The following is a 20,062-nucleotide window of genomic DNA, read 5'->3' as shown; positions in this document are numbered from 1 at the left end:
CGCCGCCGGTGCGCGCCTTGCTAGCGTCGTGGGAGATGAACGAGAGCTCGGGACCTGGGGCGGACACGGGACCTCGCGCGGGCCGCGGCGCGGGGGAGGCTCCCACGGCGCTCGCGACGGCGGCCGTCGCGCGTGCAGCGCGATGGGGGCGCTGGGGGGCGCTCCTGCCGGTGCTGGCCTGCGCGTGCTCGCTGGAGGGGTTGTCCGCGGCGTGGGACGCCTCGCCGGCGGCCGCGGGAGGGGGGAGCAGCTTGTCCAGGATCAGGATCGAGGCCGAGGACTGCGAGCTCTCCGGCCGCTTCGAGCGCGTGGACGACCCGCTGGCGAGCGGCGGGACGTACGTGGCGGTCCCCGAGGAGGCGAATTGCGAGAGCGATCGGGTCGACTGCTCGTTCGAGGTCGGCGAGGCCGGCACGTTCCAGATCAGGGCCAGGGTCGCCACGGGGCCCGACGAGAGCACGGACAACTCGTTCCTGGTCCGCGTGGACCATGAGCCGGAGCTAGGAACCAGGTACGACTTCAACGGGACCGAGTTCCACGAGGATTACGTTCACGACTCGAAGGACGCGACAGGGCTGCTGCTCAAGTTCGCGCTCGATCCCGGGATGCACATCGTCTCGTTCGGGTGCCGCGAGGACGCGGCGAGGCTCGACTGGGTCGAGCTCGTTCGAATCGGCCCCTGATCCCCGGGAGGCTCCGCGGAGCCGAGCACGGGACCACGCCGCGGCGCTCGATACCGCCGGCATCCGAGCGCGCCAGGGCTGGCGGGCATCCGAGCGCGCCAGGGCTGATGACGCGGTGTTGCACGTGTCCACCGTGTCAACCCGTGGTTGACAGCCTCGGTCGCGGCGCCTGCCCGGGAGCCCCGGGGGAGAGGAGCGGCGTGGCAGCGGTTCCCGCGGGAAATGCGGTGGAACCGAGCGCTCCAGACGGGGCCAGGCCGCCCTGAACTGATGGCATGTGCGTTGCTGTTATGCCCCGGCGAACGGCTTGTGTGCTGTCCGGCGTCTCCGCCCGCGTCGCGCGAGCTGCTTGGCCTTGGCTCATCACGGAAAGGTGACTTGCTCATGAAGTGCGAATCTCGAGTCGCTTGGGCTGCGCTGATCGCGCTCGGCATCCTCGGCGTTTCGGTGGTCGGGTGCGGCTCGGAGACATCAGAGCCGGAAGACGACGCGGGGCAGCCGACGAGCAGCGGGAGCGCAGGCGCCACGGCGAGCGTCGGTGTCGGCGCTGCCGGGACCGGTGGGACCGGCGCGGGCAGCTCCAGCGGCGGGACCGGGGGCTCCGGCAGCGGTGAGGGGGGATCCAGCAGCGGTGAGGGCGGCTCGGACGAAGGCACCGGCGGATCGAGCAGCGGTGCAGGCGGCTCGGACGAAGGCGCCGGCGGCTCGAGCAGCGGCGCGGGCGGCTCGGGCAGCGGCGCCGGCGACGGCGACCCCGGCGCTGTCGACTTCAGGCTCTACGGCTACGCCACGACCGGCGACGGCACCACCGGCGGCAAGGGCGGACAGGTCGTCTCGGTGAGCTCGCTCGACGCTCTGAGGAGGGAGGCCGCGAGGGACGGCGCCTTGATCATCCAGATTACCGGCAAGATCAGCGGCAGCGGCGACGACGTGGACGTCGCCTCCGACAAGACCCTCGTGGGGGTCGGGTCGAGCGGAGAGCTGGAGGGGATCGGGCTCAATCTGAGGAGGGCCTCCAACATCATCGTCCGCAACCTGAAGATCCACCACGTGCTGGCCAGCAGCGGCAACGGCGACGGCATCCACATGGACGAGAGCCACAACGTCTGGATCGACCACTGCGAGCTCTGGGCCGAGTCTCCCGCCGTGAACTCCGACAAGGACAAGTACGATGGCCTCATCGACGCGACCCACGAGTCCTCGAACATCACGATCTCGTGGACCTACCTGCACGACCACTGGAAGGGCATGCTGGTCGGCTCGTCGGACAAGGACAACAGCGATCGCCGCATCACCTTCCATCACAACCGCTTCCGCAACGTGAACTCCCGCGTCCCGAGCTATCGCGGCGGCAACGGGCACGTCTTCAACAACTACTTCGAGGACGTCCCCGCGTCGGGGGTGAACTCGCGGGTCGGCGCCTGTCTGAGGGTGGAGGGCAATCACTTCTACAAGGTGAAGAACCCCATCACCACCCTGGACAGCCCTGCCGGCGGTACGCACCGCATCGACAACCTGTTCGAGCAGACCACCGGGACGCAGGAGTCGGGGCAAGACTGCTCCTGGGCCGCGCCGTACGACTACCCGCTCGACCGCGCGGCCGCCGTCAAGGCGCTCGTCGTGGAGCACGCGGGCGTCGGCAAGACGGACCCGCTGGCGAACCTGCCCTGAGCGCCGCCGCCGCGTTCCTCGTCTCGGCGGCTCCAGGCGGGCGCGCGCCCATGCTCGCGCCTGCCGGCTGAGCCGTTCCCGGCCCGTCGGGGTACATCGTCAGCATGAACCCCGAGCCGCCCCTCCGCGCGTGGGTGCGACCGCCCCTCACCCAGGGGAGCGTGGCGCGCCCGTGGCAGCGCATCGAGGAGCGGCTCGAGGCCCGGGGCGCTCGCCATGGCCGCCGGTGGCTCTGGGCCGGCTCGCCGAGCTCGGCCGATCGAGATGGAGCGAGGCCAGGGCACGAACGCCAAGGACGCGCTCAAGACCGCCGCCTCGTCGGTGGCAGGCTCGTCGGTCCACGAAGATGCGCGCGCCCGCCTTGTCCGGCTCCACGATGGCCAGGGGAAACGAGCCGCATGCGAGGAGGCCCGACGTCGCTACCTCACGACCTACCCGAGCGGCGTCCACGTCGCCGCCGTGAAGGCCGCCTGCGCGCCGCGGTGATGGCGGCGGGGCGCGGGCGGGCGATCGGCGGAGTGGGGCGAGCGCCGACGATGTGGTCCGTTCAGCGCCGGAGGTCGTCTCGAAGGTGTCTCGTGGCGCCCGGTGATTCCGTCGTCTCCTGATGTATAAGGGCCTATCGGGCCCCGCCGAATTGGGCGATGCGCCGCTCGGGCAGCTCAGCTCGCTCGAACGGCCCGGAACCTGGGGGAAGATCTCGTCATGTTGACCTTCGCGGCGCTTTCTGCTCAGAGCCGGGCGATTTCACGGATGGCGTTCGATCGGAAGTACCCGCACGCCTGGTTGCTCCGGGAGCTCGGCCCCGATGACCAACCTCCTCCGTCGTTCAAGACCCTCGTCGCCGGGACAGCGCCTGGCATGAGCGGCCAGCCGACCTCGTCCCGTCACCGGATCTCGTCGGGGATGATCGCCACGTCGCACGGCTGCGAGCTCCTGCCTGTGGCGAAGCGCCCCGAGAGCCCCTGGCAGGATCGCATCCTCATCGGGCGGGCGCTGAACAGCGATATCGTGCTCCGCGACGCGTCCGTCTCCAAGGTCCACGCCCACATCTCGGTGCTGGTCGCGGACACCCCGATGCTCCACGCGAGAAAGAGCACCAACGGGACCTTCCTGAACGACCGGCTCATGGCGCCGTCCGGGGACGGCGTGCCCCTCCGCAGCGGCGACATGCTCCAGCTCGGCAACGTCCTCTGCGAGTTCATCGTGAACGCCGATCTCTACCGGCTCGTCGCTCGCTGAGGGCGGGGCTTCCCCGCTGCTGCGCTCGCCCGTCGGATCGCCCGAGCCCTGATGACGGATTCGCCGGAGCCGCCGCCGGGATCAGCTCCGCTCCGGGTGGGGCGCGCGGAAGAGCACCTCCACCGGGCCCGCGTGCGTCTCCACGACGTAGCTCGCCTCCACCGGGGCGCCGTCGCGGAACGCCTTCGTGATCTCCTTGCGCCGCTTCATCAGCTCGACAAGGCCGAGCGCGAGCGCCTCGGAGGCCGTGAGCTCCTTCGGCGTCGGCTTGCGGCCGATGAGGTCCTCGTCGACCATCGCGAGCGTGGGGTACGCGTCCGGGTCGGCCAGCTCCCAGCGCTGCTCGGCGACCTCGGCGCGCAGCGCGGGGTGCAGGTCGCTCGCGCGATCGAAGCTCAGCGAGAAGAAGCTCGCCGGCAGCGACGCGGGCGGCGCGTCCGGGAGCTTGGCCGTCTCGGCCAGGTAGAGCTCGAACCCGCGCGCGCTCTCGAACAGGAGGACGCCGTGGCTCTGGCCAGCCTGCCCGACGACGCACAGCGCGAGATCGCGCGCGCCGAGCGACGGGATCGACAGCGCCATGATGTCGGCGTCGCTGGGCACCGCCTTCCAGGGCGTAGCGCGGTAGAGCGCGGCCGCCGCGCGGAAGAACGAGGCCATGGCCGGCGCCTCGATGCCGCCCCCGAGGAAGCTCGGCGTCAGGCGGCCGTCCCGCGCGCCGAGGTGGGCCTCCAGGTCCTCGGCCACGACGTCGATCTCCGGCGTGGGCGCGACGCGGACCTCGACCTCCGGGCCGAGCCGCGCCCGCAGGGCCTCCGCGAGCGCCGGCGAGGCCACGCGCACGCGCTCGGGCAGCCGCGGCTTGCCCTCCAGGGGACCTCTGGCGGCGGCCTCGAAGCTGTCGACCGCGCCCGTCACGACGTCGCCGGGGCGCAGCGCGGCGCAGTTCAGGACGAAGCCGCGCTCGGTCATCCAGACGACCGCCTCGGGGCGGTACGCGTCGTCGCCCTCGTGCACGAACGCGCGCAGGGAGAAGAAGCCGCCGATCCACTCCTCGTCCCTGCGAGGCAGCGAGCGCGCGCTCTTCTTGGACCGCTTCTTCTTGGGGGCTGGCACGGAGGACATCAGGGCACCTGTTCGCGAGGGCGCTCCAGCCGGTACGCTCGACGACCTGGGAGCGAGGGGCGAGACCGGAACCGAGAGGAACGAGAGGAACGAGAGCAACCGCGAGGAACCGCGAGCGGAACGCTAGCGCAAAGGCCGCGTGCGTCGAAGCGGGAACACGGCGCAAGGGTCGTAAGGGGCGCAGGGGGGCAGCAAGGGGCGCGGCGTGGCGGCTGGCGTGGGGGGGTCTTTCGTCTGGCGCTCGTCGCGGTGCCCTGTTATCGGTCATCGTGGTCCAGCGCGGGGACCTGAAGCAGGTGTCGCTCGCCGACCTTCCAGGGGACTCGATGCCTGAAGCGATCAGCAGAGGCTCCCGGCGCTCCGCAAAGGGTGTGGGGCGCGCGGGGCGAAGGGGGCTCGGTCGGCCCGCGCTCGGTCTCCTCGTGACGCTGGCCGCCTGGGCGCAGGCGGGCGCGGCCCAGGCCGAGCCGACCGCCGATGAGGTGAAGGCGCTCCCGGGGCGCGCGGTGACGCTCGACGGCGTGGCCGCGAAAGGGGCCGGCGCGGCTCGCCCTGTCGAGCCGGGGAAGCACAAGGTCATCGCGGCTGCGCCCGCGAGGTACGCCCTCGCGCGCGACGTCGAGGTGACGCGGCCGGGAGAGGCCGCCGAGGTCCCCGTGAGGGCGCTCGCGCCGAGCGCGGCAGCGCCGCAGGAGCCCGCGCCTTCCGCCGGCGACATCGAGCCGCGCAGGCCGACGCTCTACGACGTAAGGCCGGATCCGATCCACCGGAGCCTGATGTGGGTGACGGGCGGGCTCACGCTGGCGGGCATCGCGCTCGGAAGCACCTTTGGTGGCCTGGCGATCTCCACGTGGGACAAGGTCGACGACGCGGCGAAGACGGCGTGCGCGAATCCGAGGCGTTACAGGGACTGCGCGCAGCCGGTGCCCGATCTGTCCAGCAAGGCGATGTCGTATGCGACCGTGTCCGATTTCTCCTTCATCGCCGCGGGCATGGCGCTCGCCGGCACGGCCGTCCTCTGGCTGACGCTGCCCTCGGACGGGCCGCGCGCGACCGCCCGCGTCCAGCTCGCTCCGGGCGTCGTCGGTGGCTCGGTCGTCGGGGCGTTCTGATGACGATGAGGCTCGAAAGGCGCGCTCGGCTGTGGCTGGCGAGCTCTCTCCTGGCGGCGAGCAGCGCGGGCTGCGCGGAGATCGTCGGCATTCAGCTCATCGACGAGCAGGGCGTCGGCGGCGGCTCGTTCAGCGAGCCCGGCTATACGTGCCAGTGGGTGATGTCTTTCGGTGACGCCGAGACCACGCTCGGCGGGATCGCGGCCGACGAGGACGGCACCCTGTGGCTGGCGGGCGGCTTCAAGGGGGACCTCACCGTTGCCGGCGGCGCGCCGCTCACGGCGGGAGGCGCCGGCAAGGACGTCTTCGTGGCGCACCTCGCGCGGGACGGGAACCACGTGTGGAGCGAGCGCTTCGGGAACGCGGAGAACGACACCGCGACCCACGTCCACCAGGCGACCGCGATCGCGCTGGACGGCGGCAGCGTTTACGTGGCGGGCGACTTCACGGGCAGCCTGTCGTTCGGCGCGGAGTGCGGGCTGCCCGAGGGCGCCGGCGACGCGTTCGTGGCGCGGCTCGACAAGAGCGATCCCGACGGGGTCGCGGCGTGCGCGACGCACGGGTCCAGCGGTCTTGACGAGGTGAAGGCGGTCGCGGCGGAGGGCGACCGCGTCTTCGTCCTGACGTCGCTCCAGGGCGGGCTGGACATCGGGTTCTCCAGCTACGATGCACAGACCCTCCTGAATCCGTGCAGCGGCGTCTTCGCGGGCCGTGAGGGAGCGCGTTTCTGGCCTCGCGATCTCCGAGTGGCCTCCGGCGACGCCTTCGTGATCGCCGATTTCGAGGGCCGGGTGAACGTGGGCTTCCCCGGCTTCGAGAGCGCGCTGCCGCCCGGCGGCGCGGCCTCGGACGGGATCGACGCGCTCCTGGCGTCGTTTCCGGCGTCGTGGATCTGTGATGGATGGCGCGCCGATGGGGCGGACGTCTGGTATCGACACTACTCCGCTCTCCGCGGCGATCAGCGCACCAGCGCCGTGGCGATGCTCGAGGCGGGCGTCGTCTTGACCGGCTCGTTCGAGGGGCAGATCGATCTCGCCGGCGAGAGCGTCTCCACCGGAGAGGACGGCTTCGCCGCGCACCTCGACCGGAGCGGCGCCGCCACGTGGGCCAAGCAGCTCGGGGGCAGCGGGGCTCAATCGGCGCAGGTCGTCGGCGTAGACGAGCTCGGAAAGATCGTCGTGGCCGGGCATTTCGATCAGCAGATGACGATCGATGACGTCGAGATCGGCGGGGAGGCCGGCGAGGGGGACGCCTTCCTCGCGCGGCTCCGGGCCACGGACGGCGAGGTCGAGTGGCTGGGCGCGCTCGGCGGCCCTGCGCTCCAGCGGATCCTGGCGCTCGCCGTCTCCGGAACGGACGTGTTCCTCGCAGGCACGTCCGGCGCCGACTTCGCGCTCCTGAACTGCCCTGTCGAGGTCGAGGACGGTCAGCTGTTCGTCGCCAAGCTGTCGGTCTCCTCGCGCTGACGGCCGTCCGCCGGGCGGGGGCGGCTGCGCTCGATGCTGCCGCCGCCGCGCGAGAGCAGCGCCCGCGCGCAGGGCGCGATGACCTGAGCGAGCGCGCGCTCCCGGATCGCGCGCCGGTGCTGCGGGGAGAGCACGCCGAAGCCGAGCAGCGGGCCGCCGTGGCTCGCCTCGCTCGGGGCGGGGAGCTCCGAGGAGGCCGCGGCGAGCTCGTCGACGATGGCGCTCGCGAGGGAAGGATCGCGGTCGAGGGCCCAGGCCGCGAACCGGAAGGCGAGCTCGGCGTGCCGCGTCTCGTCCTCGGCGATCTTCTCGAGCGCGCGCCGCACCGCGGGATCGGTCGCGTGGAGGGCGGCCTCTGCCGCCTCGATCGCGGCGATGGTCTCGCCGATGCACCCCTCGCGCAGGGTCGTCACGAGGATCTCGCGGGCGCCTTCGCCGCCGAGGGCGCCGTCGATGGCGAGCGGCCCTGGGCCGACGCCGCGGCCGGCGAACGCGCTGGCCAGCTCGAAGCACGTGCGCGCGTGGTCGGCCTCGTCGCCCATGGCCGCCTGCGCGGCAGCGACGAGCTCCGGCGGCGCGCCGAGCGACAGGAGCTGAAGCGCGAACCGCGCGAACGCGGCGATCGACGCGTGCTCGAGGAGGGCGGCGCGGGTCCAGTGCTCGGCGAGGGCCGCCCGTTGCTCGACGGACAGCTCTGCCAGGCGAGGCGGCGCGTCCGGAGCGGCGGTCCGCCAGTCGTCGCGCGCGGCGGGCTGCGCGGCGCGCACGACGCCTTCCACGAGGAACGGCCGGCCGATCGCGCAGATCTCCGCCGTGCAGGTGTGCCGAAGGGCCTCGAGCGAGCATTGCTCGTCCCCTGAGCAGTCCTGGTCGCTGGCGCACTCGTCGGCGGCCGTCTGGCACGCGAAGGCGGTCCCGCCGCATCCGGGGTGCAGGACATAGCTGGAGCAGAGCAGCCTTCCACAGTCCTTGTCGCTGGTGCACCGCGAGGGCACGCACTGCCCGACCGGATCGCCGCACAGGCAGATCTGCCCCTCGCCGCAGTCGGCGTCGGTCGTGCACCCGTACTGGCAGAAGCACCCTGGAGCCACCTCGCCTCCGGTCATGACGTCGCAGTGGCCGTGTGGCTGCTCGGTGCAGTCGGCGTCGGAGGTGCAGTTCCCCGTCGCGCCGCTCGGGTCCGCGCAGGCCTTGGCACGCGGGAGCGGGCTGGGACAGGTCACGACCTCCGCGCGGTGGATCCAGCCGTCGGCGCAGCGCACGTACCCCGTGTCCTGGTCCGCGACGACGATGGGCTCCGGATCGTCGCAACCGAACGGAAACCCTTCGGGCGGCAGGCCGCCTGTGCTGCTGGAGGTGCCTTCACCTGTGCTGCTGGAGGTGCCTTCACCTGTGCTGCTGGAGGTGCCTTCACCTGTGCTGCTGGAGGTGCCTTCACCTGTGCCGCCGCCCGAGCCTTCACCGGACGTGACGTTTCCACCGCAGCTCAGCGCAGGCGCGATCGCCAGCACCGAGAGCAGCCTCGCACCCCAAGAGTCCATCGAGACGAGCAATCGCATGGTATGTCCCTCGTTCGAAGATCTTACCCGGATTCGGCGCCGCGGTCGCGGGCGCCGCGAGCCTCGTTGCCGCGTCCGGCGCGCCGTGCGAGCGTCGCGTGATGCGGGTGTTGATCGCGGGCGGGGGGATCGGCGGGCTGACGGCGGCCCTGAGCCTGCACGCGGCCGGCATCGATGCGTGTGTCGTGGAGGCCGCGCGAGAGATCAGGCCGCTCGGTGTCGGCATCAACCTCCTTCCTCACGCCGTGCGAGAGCTGACGGAGCTTGGCCTCGAAGATGCGCTGGTGGCGACAGGGATCCCGACCGCCGAGCTCGTTCACCACGATCGGTTCGGGGGTCGGATCTGGGGCCATCCGCGGGGTATCTCCGCCGGGTATCGCTGGCCACAGGTGTCGATCCACCGTGGTGAGCTCCAGTTGATGTTGCTCGCGGCGGTGCAGCGGCGCCTGGGGGCCTCCAGCGTGCGCGTCGGGCTGGCGGTGGAGGGGTTCGAGCAGACGACGTCCGAGGTGCAGGTCACGGTGCGGGATCGGCGGACCGGTGAGCGCGACGTGGTCCCTGCGGACATGCTCGTCGGGGCCGACGGCATCCACTCCGTGGTTCGCGCGCAGCTCCACCCGGCGGAGGGGCCGCCCCGGTGGAACGGCATTCACATGTGGCGCGGCGTGACCGAGGGCGAGCCGTTCCTGGGGGGGCGCAGCATGATCATGGCCGGCAGCAACCTGGCCGCCAAGTTCGTCGCTTATCCCATCTCCCGCCGCGCGGAGCTCCGCGACCGGTCCGCGATCAACTGGGTGGCGGAGGTGCGGCTGCACGAAGGGGCGGCGGTCGCGCCGGGGAGCTGGAACCGCCGCGGACGCCTGGAAGACGTGCTGCCCCACTTCGCGGCGTGGCGCTTCTCCTGGCTCGACATTCCGGCGCTCATCGCCGCGGCGCCCGTCATCTTCGAGTATCCCATGATCGATCGCGATCCGCTGCCGTGGTGGGGCGCTGGCCGGGTCACCCTGCTCGGCGACGCGGCACATCCCATGTACCCTGTCGGTTCCAACGGGGCCTCCCAGGCGATCCTCGATGCTCGCGTGCTGGCCTGGCACCTCGCCCGGACGAGCGCCCCCGAAGAGGCGCTCGCCTCGTATGAAGCTGCGCGCCGTCCGCCGACGAGCTCCCTCGTCCTCGCGAACCGAGCGATGGGCGCCGACCGGGTCCTCTCGATGGTGGAGCAGCGAGCGCCGGCGGGCTTCGCCCGGATCGAGGACGTGCTGAGCAGCGACGAGCTCGAGGAGATGGGTCGCAGCTACACGGAGATGATTGGAACCGACGTTGAGGAGCTCAACGCCCGGCCGTCGTGGGGCGTCGGCGGGGGACGGGAGGCGCCGGGAGAGCCGAACGGCTCCAGCTGATCGGCGCGGTTCCGGCGAGCCGCTGGCCGAAGGCCGCCACGCTCCGCTCGCAACGCAGCAAGCTACGATTCCACAACCGACAGGTGCACATCTGTCGCTGTAGGGAAAGCATCTGAAATCAGGCAGGGACGTCCTTGGCTCACCTCCTGCAAGAGACGCAAGCAGAGCGCCCGTGACGGTTTCCCCCCACCGTCGAATGGGCGCTCTGTTGTTTTGTGCTCCTGCCATAGGCGCCGGTGCAGGGCACGATGAGTCTCTGGCTCGGCTCATGGGGCCTGGCGACCGTCCATGACGGATGCGCTCGCGCCTGCTGGCGGCTTCCGGCGCTTTCTCAAGGCAGGCGGTGGGATCTATCGATCCTCTCGGTGACCGGCCTGACTCCCGAGTTGAGCGGTTTTTCGTCGCCAGGGATTCGACGAACCACCATGGACGGATCTCGGCTCGTCCGCGGCGCGGCACCGACCTCTCGAGCGCCATGAAGGCGCCGCTCCATGCCGTCCGTAGGGTGATCGCCATCAGCGTCGATCGCCGCAGATCGCCGACAGCGACACAACCACGGTGCGGGCGGGCGGGCGTGACCCAAGACCAGGCGGGGGGCACCTACAGGGCCCGCACGCGAAGCCAACGTGGGAGAAGCGTCCGCTATAACCGCTCTTCCACACCGACGTCCCATCCGAAGTCATGGCAATGCGGCTTGATCCGCGTTTCGAGATGGAATACTAGGTTTTATGTATGCTGCCTCGTAGGAATCTATTTTCTTTCACCTCGAAAGACCCTTCGGCGTTCGGGATCCATCTCGCCGCTGCGGCGAGGGAGCACTCCGTCTATTTCGACGAGGGACTCGGCGTGCCGGTCGTACTCCGCGGGGCCGATGTGGCCGCGGTGCTGCGCGACAGCGAGACCTTCAGCACCCGGGCCTACGACACCGGGATCCTGAAAGGGGCGCTCGTGACGCTCAACGGTGAGTCGCACACGCGCATGCGGCGGCTCTTCAACGCGGTCCTCTCCCCACGCGTGATCTCCCGCTACGAGGAGGCGACCGTGACCCCGGTGGCGCGCAGGGTCGTGGAACGGCTCGTGCGGAAGGAGCGGGCGGATCTTTTTGATGATTTTGCGATGTCGATGCCCATGGGCGTGACGAGCGCCCTCTTCGGGCTCCCGGAGGAGCGGATCGCCGAGAATGACGTGCTGATTCGCAAGATGATCCGTAGCGTCGTGATGCCGCAGGATCCCGTCGTCGTGGCCGAAGGGCGGAGCGCCCACGCCGCGATGGAAGCGCAGCTGCGGGAGATCGCCGAGCGCGAGGTGGCGCACCCGAGCGATACGCTGCTCGGCGAGATTGCGCGGGCGATCGTCGCGGAGGGCCTAGGCGGAGTGGAGGCGTGCGAGGGGGTCGTGCTCACGTTGATCCTCGGCAGCTACGAGACGACCAGCTGGATGCTGGCCAACCTGCTCGTGGCGCTGCTCGCCCACCCCGACGCGATGAACCAGCTGCGTCAGCAACCTTCGCTCCTGCCGCAGGCCATCGAGGAGTCGACCCGCTGGTGCAACAGCGCGGCGGGCATCGTGCGGTTCGTCGAGCGTGAGGCGACGCTCGGCGGCGAAACGCTGGCCGCGGGGACGATCCTCTACCTGTCGCTGATCGCTCGCCATTACGACGAGGAGATCTACCCGCGACCGGAGACCTTCGACATCCATCGACGACCCGTGGGGATGCTGAACTTCGGCGGCGGTCCGCACTACTGTGTCGGGGCGCCGCTTGCGCGGATGGAGGCGAGGATCGGCGTCTCGCTCCTGCTCGAGCGCTTTCCGGCGCTGCGGGCCGATCCGACCGTGCAACCGACGTTCTCAACGGCGCCGCGCGGCGCGGCCGCGTTCGGACCTGACCAGATTCCGGCTCTACTCGTGTAATTTTCGCGACCCGACCCAGGTCGCGACCCGACCCAGGTTGACGGCCCGCGACCCGACCCACGTTGTGGACTCGACGAGGACTCTACCCGGGGAGGGCTATCCGAGTGGCATGGCGGCCGCCACCCCCGGCGTAGGAGCCGCCACCTGCCGGGCACGGCAATCCCTTGAAATGATTGACTGCGATCTCTGGCACAGCGTTTGTTGATGTGGACGGGCCATGAGCCACCCCCGCGAGATCGCACCCGGCGCTACCTATATGATCACCCGTCGCGTCTTGCGTCGGCACCTGCTCTTTCGCCCCGACGCAGCCATCACCGAGCTCCTGGTCTACGCCCTCGCGATCTCGGCCCGGCGCTTCGGGATCGAGGTTCACGCGTTCTGCGCGATGTCAACCCATCTGCACCTGGTCGTGACGGACGTGAATGGAGTCCTGCCGCGCTTCTTGCAGTTCTTTCATCGTATCGTGGCGCTCGGGACCAAGGTGCTTCGCGCGTGGGAAGGACCGGTATGGGACCACGAAGCCACGAGCGTCGTGCGACTCCTGACGCGCGCTGCCGTGGTGGAAAAAATAGCCTACGTACTCGCAAACCCTGTAGCCGCTGGCCTCGTCCGGCATGCACGTGAGTGGCCGGGGGCGAAAGTCGATGTGAGAGAGCTCGGCTGCGGCGTGCTGCGAGCGGCGCGTCCCGTCGCGTATCTTGACCCGGAAAATCCGCAATGGCCCGAGGAAGTGACGTTGCCTCTCGCGTTGCCACCGGCGGTAGAACAGGACAGCGTTGATGACTTTCGCCACGATGTTGCCGCCGAACTCAATGTACTGGAGGCGAAGGCCCATTCGGTGCTGCAGGAGCAGGGGCGTCGTTTTCTTGGTGCTGAGCGAGTCACCAAGATCTGCCCGTACGAGCGCGTAACGAGCTTTGAGGCGCCGGGTGAACGCAATCCGACCTTTGCAGTCGGCCGCGAGCAGGGGGACGCACGTCGAATCGCTGGCGCCGCTGTGCGGGCGTTTCGCGCGTCGTACCGCGCTGCGCTCGAATGGTGGCGCGCCGGGGTGCGCAGCGTGGTATTTCCGGCGGGGACGTGGTGGATGTGCACGTTCCACGGCGCCAGCACGAGGGATTTCGGGCTCACCGTGTAGATAGCGGGAGGCGAGCTTCACGGCGGCGCGGAATAGGAAGGGGCGGCTCCGACGGGTCGTTGCCGTCTCATGGGAACATCCGTTTGGAGGAGCTGACGCGGGCGGGCGAAGTGTTCATAGGGCGCTGCGCGCACGCCTACGACCGAGGGATGCGGTGTCGATCGCGGATGGGCTCGGCCCCGGGTGACGCTGATTGCGTTTGCTCGGCGGACGCCGATAGTTCACCGGTTGTTGGGACGATCTGGAGCGGCTCGCCGTGCAGAACGAATGCTTGGCATCCGTTGAGCCGGGTCGTTGCGGACAATACCGTTGCGGTCAACCTGGGTCGCGCATCCGACTCGTTCCGACTGTGAGCCCCGAGAAGGCCGCCGCGAAGCGGCGCCGGAAATCCGTATCCACGATCAGCTTGTCGCGCAGCGTTCGGGACATCTCAACATGGTAGAACGGTGCGCCCATCTGACGCGACCAGCGTGCTTGCACGTTCGTGGCACCCCCCAACCTATCGATCTCGGTGGGGTAGGCGAGGACCTTCCCATCGTTGATGAACGCCCGTAGAGGGGCGAGCAGCCGATCCAGCGCGGCGCCGTGCCCCACCGCGCTGGCGATAATGGCGGCATTCGGAGCCGAACGGTCTTGAAAGCCGTGCAGCTGCACGGTGGGCGTGCCGGGGAAGCTCTGGAGCAGCGCCCGGTGCACGGACAGGAAGAACGAACGCTCGGCGTGGGCTACGTCTGCGAAGGCGAGCGACGCAATCAGCCGCTCTCGTGAAGCACGGTTGTCTCCACGAGCGCTGCCGCCGGTGCCCTGGGCGGCGTCCTGCGTGGTGTTGCCGTCGACGGCTTCATCACCGCCGTCCTCGCCACCAGCGCCTTCCGTGCTCTCGTCACCATCCGCGGTGTGACCCGGGTTGCGCCCGCCCCCGGCAGCCGCACCCAGGTTGGGGCGCCCGCCTTCTGCGCCGGCAGCCGCACCCAGGTTGGGGCGCCCGCCTTCTGCGCCCTCTTCGTCCACGCTGGCGTTGCGTGGGTTGGGACCCCCGCCGTACCGGTGCGACGTATTCACGATCAGCGCGCGCGCCCGTTGCGCCTCGAAGATGGCCAGGGCGACGGGCAGCGTTCCCCGATCGAAGAACGTGTGCGGCGCCTCGACGATCAGCGGCACGGCCGCTCCTACGCGCAGCACGACCGCGGCTGCTCCGCGGCGGCGCGTGCCGTCCTCGGACAACACCCACAGGTCGCGCCCGCGGACCGCCCGCAGCGCGAACCCCGGTGGCGCGGCCGGCGGCGGCTGCCTGTTCTGCGCGGCGAGCCCTGCCGCCGCGATCCATGCGGCGTACGTCAGCTCCTCCGCGTCGTCCGGCGGCTCCGCGATGAGGTGGCGCCCACCCTTGCGCAGCGGGGTGATCTCCTCGTCCAGCACCTCCTGCTCGCCGCTGTTGACCAGGGCCGCCGTCACGGGCTCCTCCGCCGCTGCTCCCGGGTTCGGCGCCGCGCCCGGCGCGCTCCCGATGCTCCGACACACCCCCTGCGAGCAGCCGGCGATCGCGAACAGCACCACATAGCCTGCGCTCTTCATGGTCGTCCTCGTCGTCGGAGCCTCGATGCCCTCCGTACTTTTCTCATGCTACGGCCTCGGAAGCCAGGATGACGCTCTGCGATAGCGCGCCCTGCATCGTCTCCTCTTCCTCTGCTTCCTCTGCCTCTGCTTCCGGAGCGGGGGCGGTTTGCGCTAGTACCACTGCATGCCTCGTTCCTTCGAGCCCGTGAAGGCACCGCCGCTCCCCGAGCAGGTCGGTCGTACGTTTCCGCGCATGGTCGAGCTGATGCAGCGGCTCCTCGCACCGGACGGATGTCCTTGGGATCGCGAGCAGAGCTTCGCGACGCTCCGGCGCTACGTGCTCGAGGAGGCGTGCGAGGTCATCGACGCCATCGACGGCGGCGACCGCAAGGAGCTGTGCGCGGAGCTCGGCGATCTCTTGCTCCAGGTCGTCTTCCAGGCCGAGCTCGCCCGGGCCGAGGGGGCGTTCGGGCCGGACGATGTGATCGCTGCGATCTGCGAGAAGCTCGTGCGGCGCCACCCCCACGTGTTCGCGGACGAGAGCGCCGAGAACGCCGACGAGGTGCTTCAGAACTGGGAGCGCATCAAGGCGGACGAGCGGGCGAGGCAGGGGAAGGACCGCGGCGTGCTCGGCGGCGTTCCCCGCAGCCTGCCGGCGCTGACCCGGGCGCAGCGGGTAGGCGAGAAGGTCGCGCGCGTGGGTTTCGACTGGCCGGACGCGCGGGGCTCGCGCGCGAAGGTGGACGAGGAGCTCGGGGAGCTCGATCGGGCCCTCGAAAGCGGCGATTCCGCCGCGATCGAGGAGGAGCTCGGGGACGTGCTCTTCGCGCTCGGGAACCTGGCGCGCCACGCCGGCGTGGACGCAGAGGGGGCCCTGCGTCGGACGATCGACAAGTTCACCCGGCGCTTCGATCACGTCGAACGGCGGGTCATTGAGCGGCACGGGGGCTGGCCTGTCAAGGCGTCCCACGACACGCTCACGCTGGAGGAGCTCGACGGCTACTGGGACGAGGCCAAGCGCGCGGAGCGGCAGACCTGACCGCGGCGCGCGCACCGTCTTGGCGAGATGCGCGCCGGGGAGCATCCGGCGTCATTCATCTATGCGGCCTCTCAGCAAGCGGCCAACCCCGGGCGAGCGGCGCTCCGACGGCGCCGCGACCGACGCGCCGCTGCCTCCGCTGGCCGGCCTTCGGAGCGGTCAAGGAGGCGCCATCCCATCGAAATGCGGTCTGATCAAGACGAAATTCACGTGAACCTTTCCTGTCTATCGCGTCAATCTGTCGTTTTGAGCCGCTGTTCTCCGAAAGGGTCGTCAGCTCTTCCATCCCGATAGGCGCGTCCTCAAGGTTCTTGCGCCTTTCACGAGGCGGCCCACGGCTTGCTAGACGCCCGGGCAGCCATGGCAAACCGCTCTTCCGCCAGGTTGCTCCACGTTGCCGTCGTCGCGGACAATCCAGAGACGATCGACGCGCTTCATGCCTATTTCAGCCAGGCCGGGGTTGCGTCGAACGGCAAAAGGACATTGAACGACGCGAACAGGGTGGCGCCCGCCGCGACCGCCCTGGTTCTGTTTCCAGACGACTTCGATCCCGGCGACATCGTGACGTTCATCTCGTCGCTGCGGAGCGCGCGACCGAAGCTCCTCATTCTCCTCGTGACGGGCACACCACAGTCCTTTCGCTCCGCGCTGGGACCAGACGGCCACTCCTTGCCGCCCATGGTGCTGCCGAAGCCGGCGTTTGGCTGGACCATCCTCGACGCTCTTCGTGCGCACGCTCATGCGGAGTCCCGATGACTGCTTCGATAATTCGCCGGGACTGACCTCCTGATGGCGCAATGTCCACCGCGCCCGCTCACCTTCGTGAACGCGGTACTCGATCTGCTCGGGATCGCGTGATGCGCAACGGCGCATCACGCGCCGTCGTGGTGATCAGAGCTCATCCGCGCGTAGACCCGGACCGGCAGCCACGAGGCGCGCCTTTCGCCACATCCGCAGGACGTTCGGGAGCTCCCGATCGATGCGGACTTCGTCATAGCTGTCCGGCACCCGCCCGCCGAATCCGTTGTACGTCAGGAGATAGGTCCCGAGTGGCGCCTCGTCGAGGAGCTCTTCGGCGGCCGCGGTGTCGCGCTGGTATCGATCGACGCCCAGCTCGACGTCTTCATCGAGGTGGTCTTCTCGTCCGAAGAGATTCTCGCCGAACGGGTTGAAGAAGTAGTAGGCGTCCGCGCGAGGAACCTCCGCTCTCCCCAGGGCGGCTTCGACGAAGCGAACGCGGTCCTCGATCTCGTAGACCCGCGCGAGCCCGCGCGCCGCCATGACGAGCCGAGGTCGCTGCTCGATCCCCGTGAAGTGGCTGCGTCCCGCCAGCGCCGCCGCCACGCAGAACTTGCCGGCGCCCGACCCGACATCGACGACGGTGCGAACGTCGAGCTCGTCCAGCCACCGGGCCGCGCGAACAGCGACCTCGATCGGCGTCCAGAACTGAGCGGAGACGCGGCGTAGCTCGTCAGGAAGGAAGCGGTCGAAGTCGTGATTTCTGGGGCTGCGCCCCGCTCGCAGCGCCGCCGCGACGGCACCTGCCAGCGGTCCGGCCGCGCGGCCATCCACGGAGGAATGGTCTCTGTCACGACAGACGTTCGCCGCCGAAGATTTGGTATCGTTTTCCACGGGTCCTCCCAGCTCAGCTCAATGCAGTGAATCGTGCAGCCGCTTGACGAGCGATCGGTGCTCGGCCAGCAGCGCCGCGGAGAGTCGATCCGCGAACTTGCGAAGGAACTCGAGGACGCCGTCGGCCTCCCTCAACCACGCGCCGCTGTCGACCGCGAGCAGCTGGAAGAGCGCGTCTTTCGAGAGGTCCATCCCGGTCAGATCGATTCCCCGTTCATGCGGAAGGAGGCCAATTGCGGACTCGCGCGCGGCCGCCGTGCCCTCGACACGCTCGAGGATCCACTTGAGGACGCGGATATTGTCGCCGAACCCGGGCCACAGGACGCGCCCGTCGTCCCCCGTCCGGAACCAGTTGACATGAAAGATCTTCGGCGGACGACTGAGCCCCTTCCCGACGGCCATCCAGTGCGCAAAGTAATCGCCCATGTTGTACCCGCAGAAGGGGAGCATCGCCATGGGATCGTTTCTGAGGACGCCGACAGCGCCGGTCGCCGCGGCGGTCGTCTCGCTCGCCATGGTCGCGCCGACGTACACGCCGTGACGAAAGCTCCGCGCTTCGTGGACGAGAGGGGCGAGCTTCGAACGGCGCCCCCCGAAGAGGATGGCCGAGATCGGCACCCCCGTGGCGAGATCGAAGGAGCCTGCCGCGCTGGGACACTGCCGCAGCGGGACGGTGAAGCGCGAGTTTGGATGCGCGGCAGGAGACGTCGCGGAGCCGTTCGTCCACTTCGCGCCGCGCCAGTCTTCGATGACCTCATGCTCGTCGAGCTGCGACATCCCCTCCCACCATACGCGACGGCCCGCGCGCAGCGCGACGTTCGTGAAGATCACATCGTGCGTGAGCGACTGCATCGCGTTCGGGTTGGTCCTGAGGCTGGTCCCTGGCGCGACGCCGAACATGCCGTTCTCCGGGTTGATGGCCCAGAGCCGTCCGTCGCTGCCAGGGTGCATCCAGCAAATTGCGCGTCTGCGCCTCCTCTCGGCTCATCCAGTGGTTCCTGGGCCCCGCGTCCTCCTGTCGTGGCGTCGAGATGAAGGTGAGGTGCTCCGTCCTCGCGACGTCCGTTGGATCCGATCGATGCAGGAATGAACGAGGGTGGGTCCGTGGATCCAGCTCGATGAACGAGCCGCAGAGCGCCATGTCGCGCTCGAGGGCGGTCCGCTCCTCCTCGCTGCCGTCACACCAACGGATGCGCGCGGGTCGCGTGTGTTCGGCGATCGCCTGGACCCAGGCGCGGAGCGCGCGGTTCGTCGTGGGAGCTTCGTTCATGGTCTTGGTCCTGGTCACAGCAGAATCCGTGCCGGAGCAGGGGCTGGCCATGAACCGCGCCAGGAGCGCTCGAAGCCGCGCGCTCTCTCGGCATTTCCACGGCGAACAGCCGACGAATGTCGCCGGTCGAGGGGCGACGTGGATCGCCGGAGCCGATTTCGTGGTCGGGCTTGCGGATTGCGACCAGATCGCTCACTATTTCTCGCGTGCGAGAGCGAAAACGACGACCTGACGTGGTGTTTGAGCCGATCATGCGCTCCCACGCCATGAAGAAGGCGGACCAGATCCTTCGCGCCGTCGCCGCGAAGGACGTCACCCTGACGCTGATCGGCGAGAGCGGCTCCGGCAAGGAGGTGCTGGCGAGGCGCGCGCACGAGCTCTCCGAGCGTCGGCGAGGGCCGTTCGTGCCCATCAATTGCGCGGCCATCCCCGACGCGCTCTTTGAAAGCGAGCTCTTCGGTCACGAGCGCGGCGCGTTCACCGGGGCGAGCGAGCGAGCGAAGGGCAAAGTCGAAGCGGCCGAGCGGGGCACGCTCTTGCTCGATGAGATCGGTGAACTGCCGATGCCGATGCAGGCGAAGCTCCTGCGATTCCTCGAAAACCGCCGGTACATGCGCGTCGGCGGCGCGACGAAGATCGAGGCGGATGTCCGGTTGATGTTTGCCACGCTACGACCCCTCGATCAGGAGGTGCGCGCGGGCCGTTTTCGCGCCGACCTGTTCTATCGAATCCAGGGCATCACGCTCAATGTCCCCGCTTTGCGTGAGCGACGCGCTGACATCGCGCCCCTGCTGAATCAGTTCACCGCGCAGCACTCGGCGCGACACGGGGTTCGCCCGCCGAGGTTCAGCCGACAGGCCAAGGCGCTGCTGCTCCGTTACGACTGGCCTGGCAACGTGCGCGAGCTCCGGAACGTCGTGGAGACGCTCTGCTTGCTCCGGGATGGGCGGCAGGTGCGCGTGGCCGATCTGCCCGAGAGCGTCCGTTCGCTGATCGTGCCGGAGGAAGCCGCCGCGGGCGTGTCGCGCGCAAGCACCTCGCCCGCGCTCGACCTCGACGACGGATTGGAGTCGCTCATCCAGAACATCGTCGAGGCGGCGCTGGAGCGCGACGGGGGCGACAAGGTCAAGGCGGCGGCGCGACTTCGGATCAGCCTGAGGACGGTGCAACGCTACGTCGCAGCGGGGCGCGTGCGGGTGCCAAGCGGGCCTGTCCCTGGAGAGCGGAGGGCGGCAAAGAAATGAGCCGGCCGGCCCGGCC

General features: G+C 69.7%; 16 protein-coding genes and 1 pseudogene. 12 read left to right on the top strand and 5 right to left on the bottom strand.

The window, feature by feature from the left end; translation table 11 throughout:
- Positions 1-35 precede the first annotated feature (35 nt).
- From WMF45_RS27135 to WMF45_RS27120, 4 genes are all read left to right on the top strand, one after another.
- On the top strand, positions 36-683 hold the full coding sequence (locus WMF45_RS27135; protein ID WP_437707372.1) for a hypothetical protein: 648 nt from the start codon (positions 36-38) through the stop codon (positions 681-683).
- Positions 684-1,067: 384 nt separating this feature from the next.
- Positions 1,068-2,354 carry a pectate lyase family protein gene (locus tag WMF45_RS27130; RefSeq protein ID WP_437707371.1) on the top strand — a complete coding sequence of 429 codons (1,287 nt, stop codon included), beginning with the start codon at positions 1,068-1,070 and terminating at the stop codon, positions 2,352-2,354.
- A 264-nt stretch (positions 2,355-2,618) separates the two neighbouring features.
- Positions 2,619-2,840 (top strand): hypothetical protein, encoded by a 222-nt coding sequence (locus WMF45_RS27125; RefSeq protein WP_437707370.1) that lies wholly within the window; start codon positions 2,619-2,621, stop codon positions 2,838-2,840.
- 267 nt (positions 2,841-3,107) lie between these two features.
- Positions 3,108-3,596: an FHA domain-containing protein gene (locus WMF45_RS27120; protein ID WP_437707369.1), complete on the top strand. Its 489-nt coding sequence runs from the start codon at positions 3,108-3,110 to the stop codon at positions 3,594-3,596.
- Between the two features lie 81 nt (positions 3,597-3,677).
- Here WMF45_RS27120 and WMF45_RS27115 read toward each other — a convergent pair whose 3' ends face one another.
- Complete coding sequence (locus WMF45_RS27115) at positions 3,678-4,718, bottom strand: hypothetical protein (RefSeq protein WP_437707368.1); 1,041 nt, start codon at positions 4,716-4,718, stop codon at positions 3,678-3,680.
- A 422-nt stretch (positions 4,719-5,140) separates the two neighbouring features.
- On the opposite strand from WMF45_RS27115, the gene WMF45_RS27110 reads away from it, so the two are divergent.
- The gene (locus WMF45_RS27110) at positions 5,141-5,830 is read left to right on the top strand and encodes a hypothetical protein (protein ID WP_437707367.1); all 690 of its coding nucleotides are present in this window, start codon (positions 5,141-5,143) and stop codon (positions 5,828-5,830) included.
- A 5-nt stretch (positions 5,831-5,835) separates the two neighbouring features.
- On the top strand, positions 5,836-7,296 hold the full coding sequence (locus WMF45_RS27105) for a hypothetical protein (RefSeq protein WP_437707366.1): 1,461 nt from the start codon (positions 5,836-5,838) through the stop codon (positions 7,294-7,296).
- On the opposite strand, the gene WMF45_RS27100 is transcribed toward WMF45_RS27105, so the two are convergent.
- The gene (locus WMF45_RS27100) at positions 7,257-8,855 is read right to left on the bottom strand and encodes a ferritin-like domain-containing protein (RefSeq protein WP_437707365.1); all 1,599 of its coding nucleotides are present in this window, start codon (positions 8,853-8,855) and stop codon (positions 7,257-7,259) included. The two genes, WMF45_RS27105 and WMF45_RS27100, sit on opposite strands and share 40 nt — an antisense overlap.
- Before the next feature lie 101 nt (positions 8,856-8,956).
- On the opposite strand from WMF45_RS27100, the gene WMF45_RS27095 reads away from it, so the two are divergent.
- From WMF45_RS27095 to WMF45_RS27085, 3 genes are all read left to right on the top strand, one after another.
- A complete protein-coding gene (locus WMF45_RS27095) occupies positions 8,957-10,255 on the top strand; it encodes a flavin-dependent oxidoreductase (RefSeq protein ID WP_437707364.1) in 1,299 nt (432 codons plus the stop codon).
- Between the two features lie 732 nt (positions 10,256-10,987).
- Positions 10,988-12,166 (top strand): cytochrome P450, encoded by a 1,179-nt coding sequence (locus WMF45_RS27090; protein ID WP_437707363.1) that lies wholly within the window; start codon positions 10,988-10,990, stop codon positions 12,164-12,166.
- 217 nt (positions 12,167-12,383) lie between these two features.
- Positions 12,384-13,304 (top strand): transposase, encoded by a 921-nt coding sequence (locus WMF45_RS27085; protein WP_437707362.1) that lies wholly within the window; start codon positions 12,384-12,386, stop codon positions 13,302-13,304.
- A gap of 315 nt (positions 13,305-13,619) precedes the next feature.
- Here the strand turns inward: WMF45_RS27085 and WMF45_RS27080 are convergent, their stop codons facing one another.
- Positions 13,620-14,879, bottom strand: a complete 1,260-nt coding sequence (locus tag WMF45_RS27080) for a hypothetical protein (RefSeq protein ID WP_437707361.1) — start codon at positions 14,877-14,879, stop codon at positions 13,620-13,622.
- A 166-nt stretch (positions 14,880-15,045) separates the two neighbouring features.
- Between WMF45_RS27080 and mazG the strand changes: the two genes are divergently transcribed.
- On the top strand, positions 15,046-15,900 hold the full coding sequence (gene mazG / locus WMF45_RS27075; protein WP_437707360.1) for a nucleoside triphosphate pyrophosphohydrolase: 855 nt from the start codon (positions 15,046-15,048) through the stop codon (positions 15,898-15,900).
- A 339-nt stretch (positions 15,901-16,239) separates the two neighbouring features.
- On the top strand, positions 16,240-16,656 hold the full coding sequence (locus tag WMF45_RS27070; protein WP_437707359.1) for a hypothetical protein: 417 nt from the start codon (positions 16,240-16,242) through the stop codon (positions 16,654-16,656).
- Positions 16,657-16,791: 135 nt separating this feature from the next.
- Here WMF45_RS27070 and WMF45_RS27065 read toward each other — a convergent pair whose 3' ends face one another.
- Both WMF45_RS27065 and WMF45_RS27060 read right to left on the bottom strand, forming a co-directional pair.
- Positions 16,792-17,532 (bottom strand): hypothetical protein, encoded by a 741-nt coding sequence (locus tag WMF45_RS27065; RefSeq protein WP_437707358.1) that lies wholly within the window; start codon positions 17,530-17,532, stop codon positions 16,792-16,794.
- 18 nt (positions 17,533-17,550) lie between these two features.
- A pseudogene (locus WMF45_RS27060) lies at positions 17,551-18,802 on the bottom strand (phosphoenolpyruvate carboxykinase domain-containing protein).
- 116 nt (positions 18,803-18,918) lie between these two features.
- On the opposite strand from WMF45_RS27060, the gene WMF45_RS27055 reads away from it, so the two are divergent.
- Positions 18,919-20,046, top strand: coding sequence for a sigma-54 interaction domain-containing protein (locus WMF45_RS27055; RefSeq protein WP_437707357.1), 1,128 nt, complete (start codon positions 18,919-18,921; stop codon positions 20,044-20,046).
- Positions 20,047-20,062: the final 16 nt, after the last annotated feature.

The sequence above is a fragment of the Sorangium sp. So ce448 genome (assembly GCF_051520915.1).
In the GTDB taxonomy this organism is placed as follows: Bacteria; Myxococcota_A; Polyangia; order Polyangiales; family Polyangiaceae; genus Sorangium; species Sorangium cellulosum_B.
The sequence above is the reverse complement of the archived record's forward strand: the minus strand, read 5'-3'. Positions and strand labels throughout refer to the sequence as shown.

Coding starts and splice junctions, on each gene's coding strand:
- WMF45_RS27135 (WP_437707372.1), top strand. CDS start 36: ATGAACGAGAGCTCGGGACCTGGGGCGGACACGGGACCTCGCGCGGGC.
- WMF45_RS27130 (WP_437707371.1), top strand. CDS start 1,068: ATGAAGTGCGAATCTCGAGTCGCTTGGGCTGCGCTGATCGCGCTCGGC.
- WMF45_RS27125 (WP_437707370.1), top strand. CDS start 2,619: ATGGAGCGAGGCCAGGGCACGAACGCCAAGGACGCGCTCAAGACCGCC.
- WMF45_RS27120 (WP_437707369.1), top strand. CDS start 3,108: ATGGCGTTCGATCGGAAGTACCCGCACGCCTGGTTGCTCCGGGAGCTC.
- WMF45_RS27115 (WP_437707368.1), bottom strand. CDS start 4,718: ATGTCCTCCGTGCCAGCCCCCAAGAAGAAGCGGTCCAAGAAGAGCGCG.
- WMF45_RS27105 (WP_437707366.1), top strand. CDS start 5,836: ATGAGGCTCGAAAGGCGCGCTCGGCTGTGGCTGGCGAGCTCTCTCCTG.
- WMF45_RS27100 (WP_437707365.1), bottom strand. CDS start 8,855: ATGCGATTGCTCGTCTCGATGGACTCTTGGGGTGCGAGGCTGCTCTCG.
- WMF45_RS27095 (WP_437707364.1), top strand. CDS start 8,957: ATGCGGGTGTTGATCGCGGGCGGGGGGATCGGCGGGCTGACGGCGGCC.
- WMF45_RS27090 (WP_437707363.1), top strand. CDS start 10,988: ATGCTGCCTCGTAGGAATCTATTTTCTTTCACCTCGAAAGACCCTTCG.
- WMF45_RS27085 (WP_437707362.1), top strand. CDS start 12,384: ATGAGCCACCCCCGCGAGATCGCACCCGGCGCTACCTATATGATCACC.
- WMF45_RS27080 (WP_437707361.1), bottom strand. CDS start 14,879: ATGAAGAGCGCAGGCTATGTGGTGCTGTTCGCGATCGCCGGCTGCTCG.
- mazG (WP_437707360.1), top strand. CDS start 15,046: ATGCCTCGTTCCTTCGAGCCCGTGAAGGCACCGCCGCTCCCCGAGCAG.
- WMF45_RS27055 (WP_437707357.1), top strand. CDS start 18,919: ATGTCGCCGGTCGAGGGGCGACGTGGATCGCCGGAGCCGATTTCGTGG.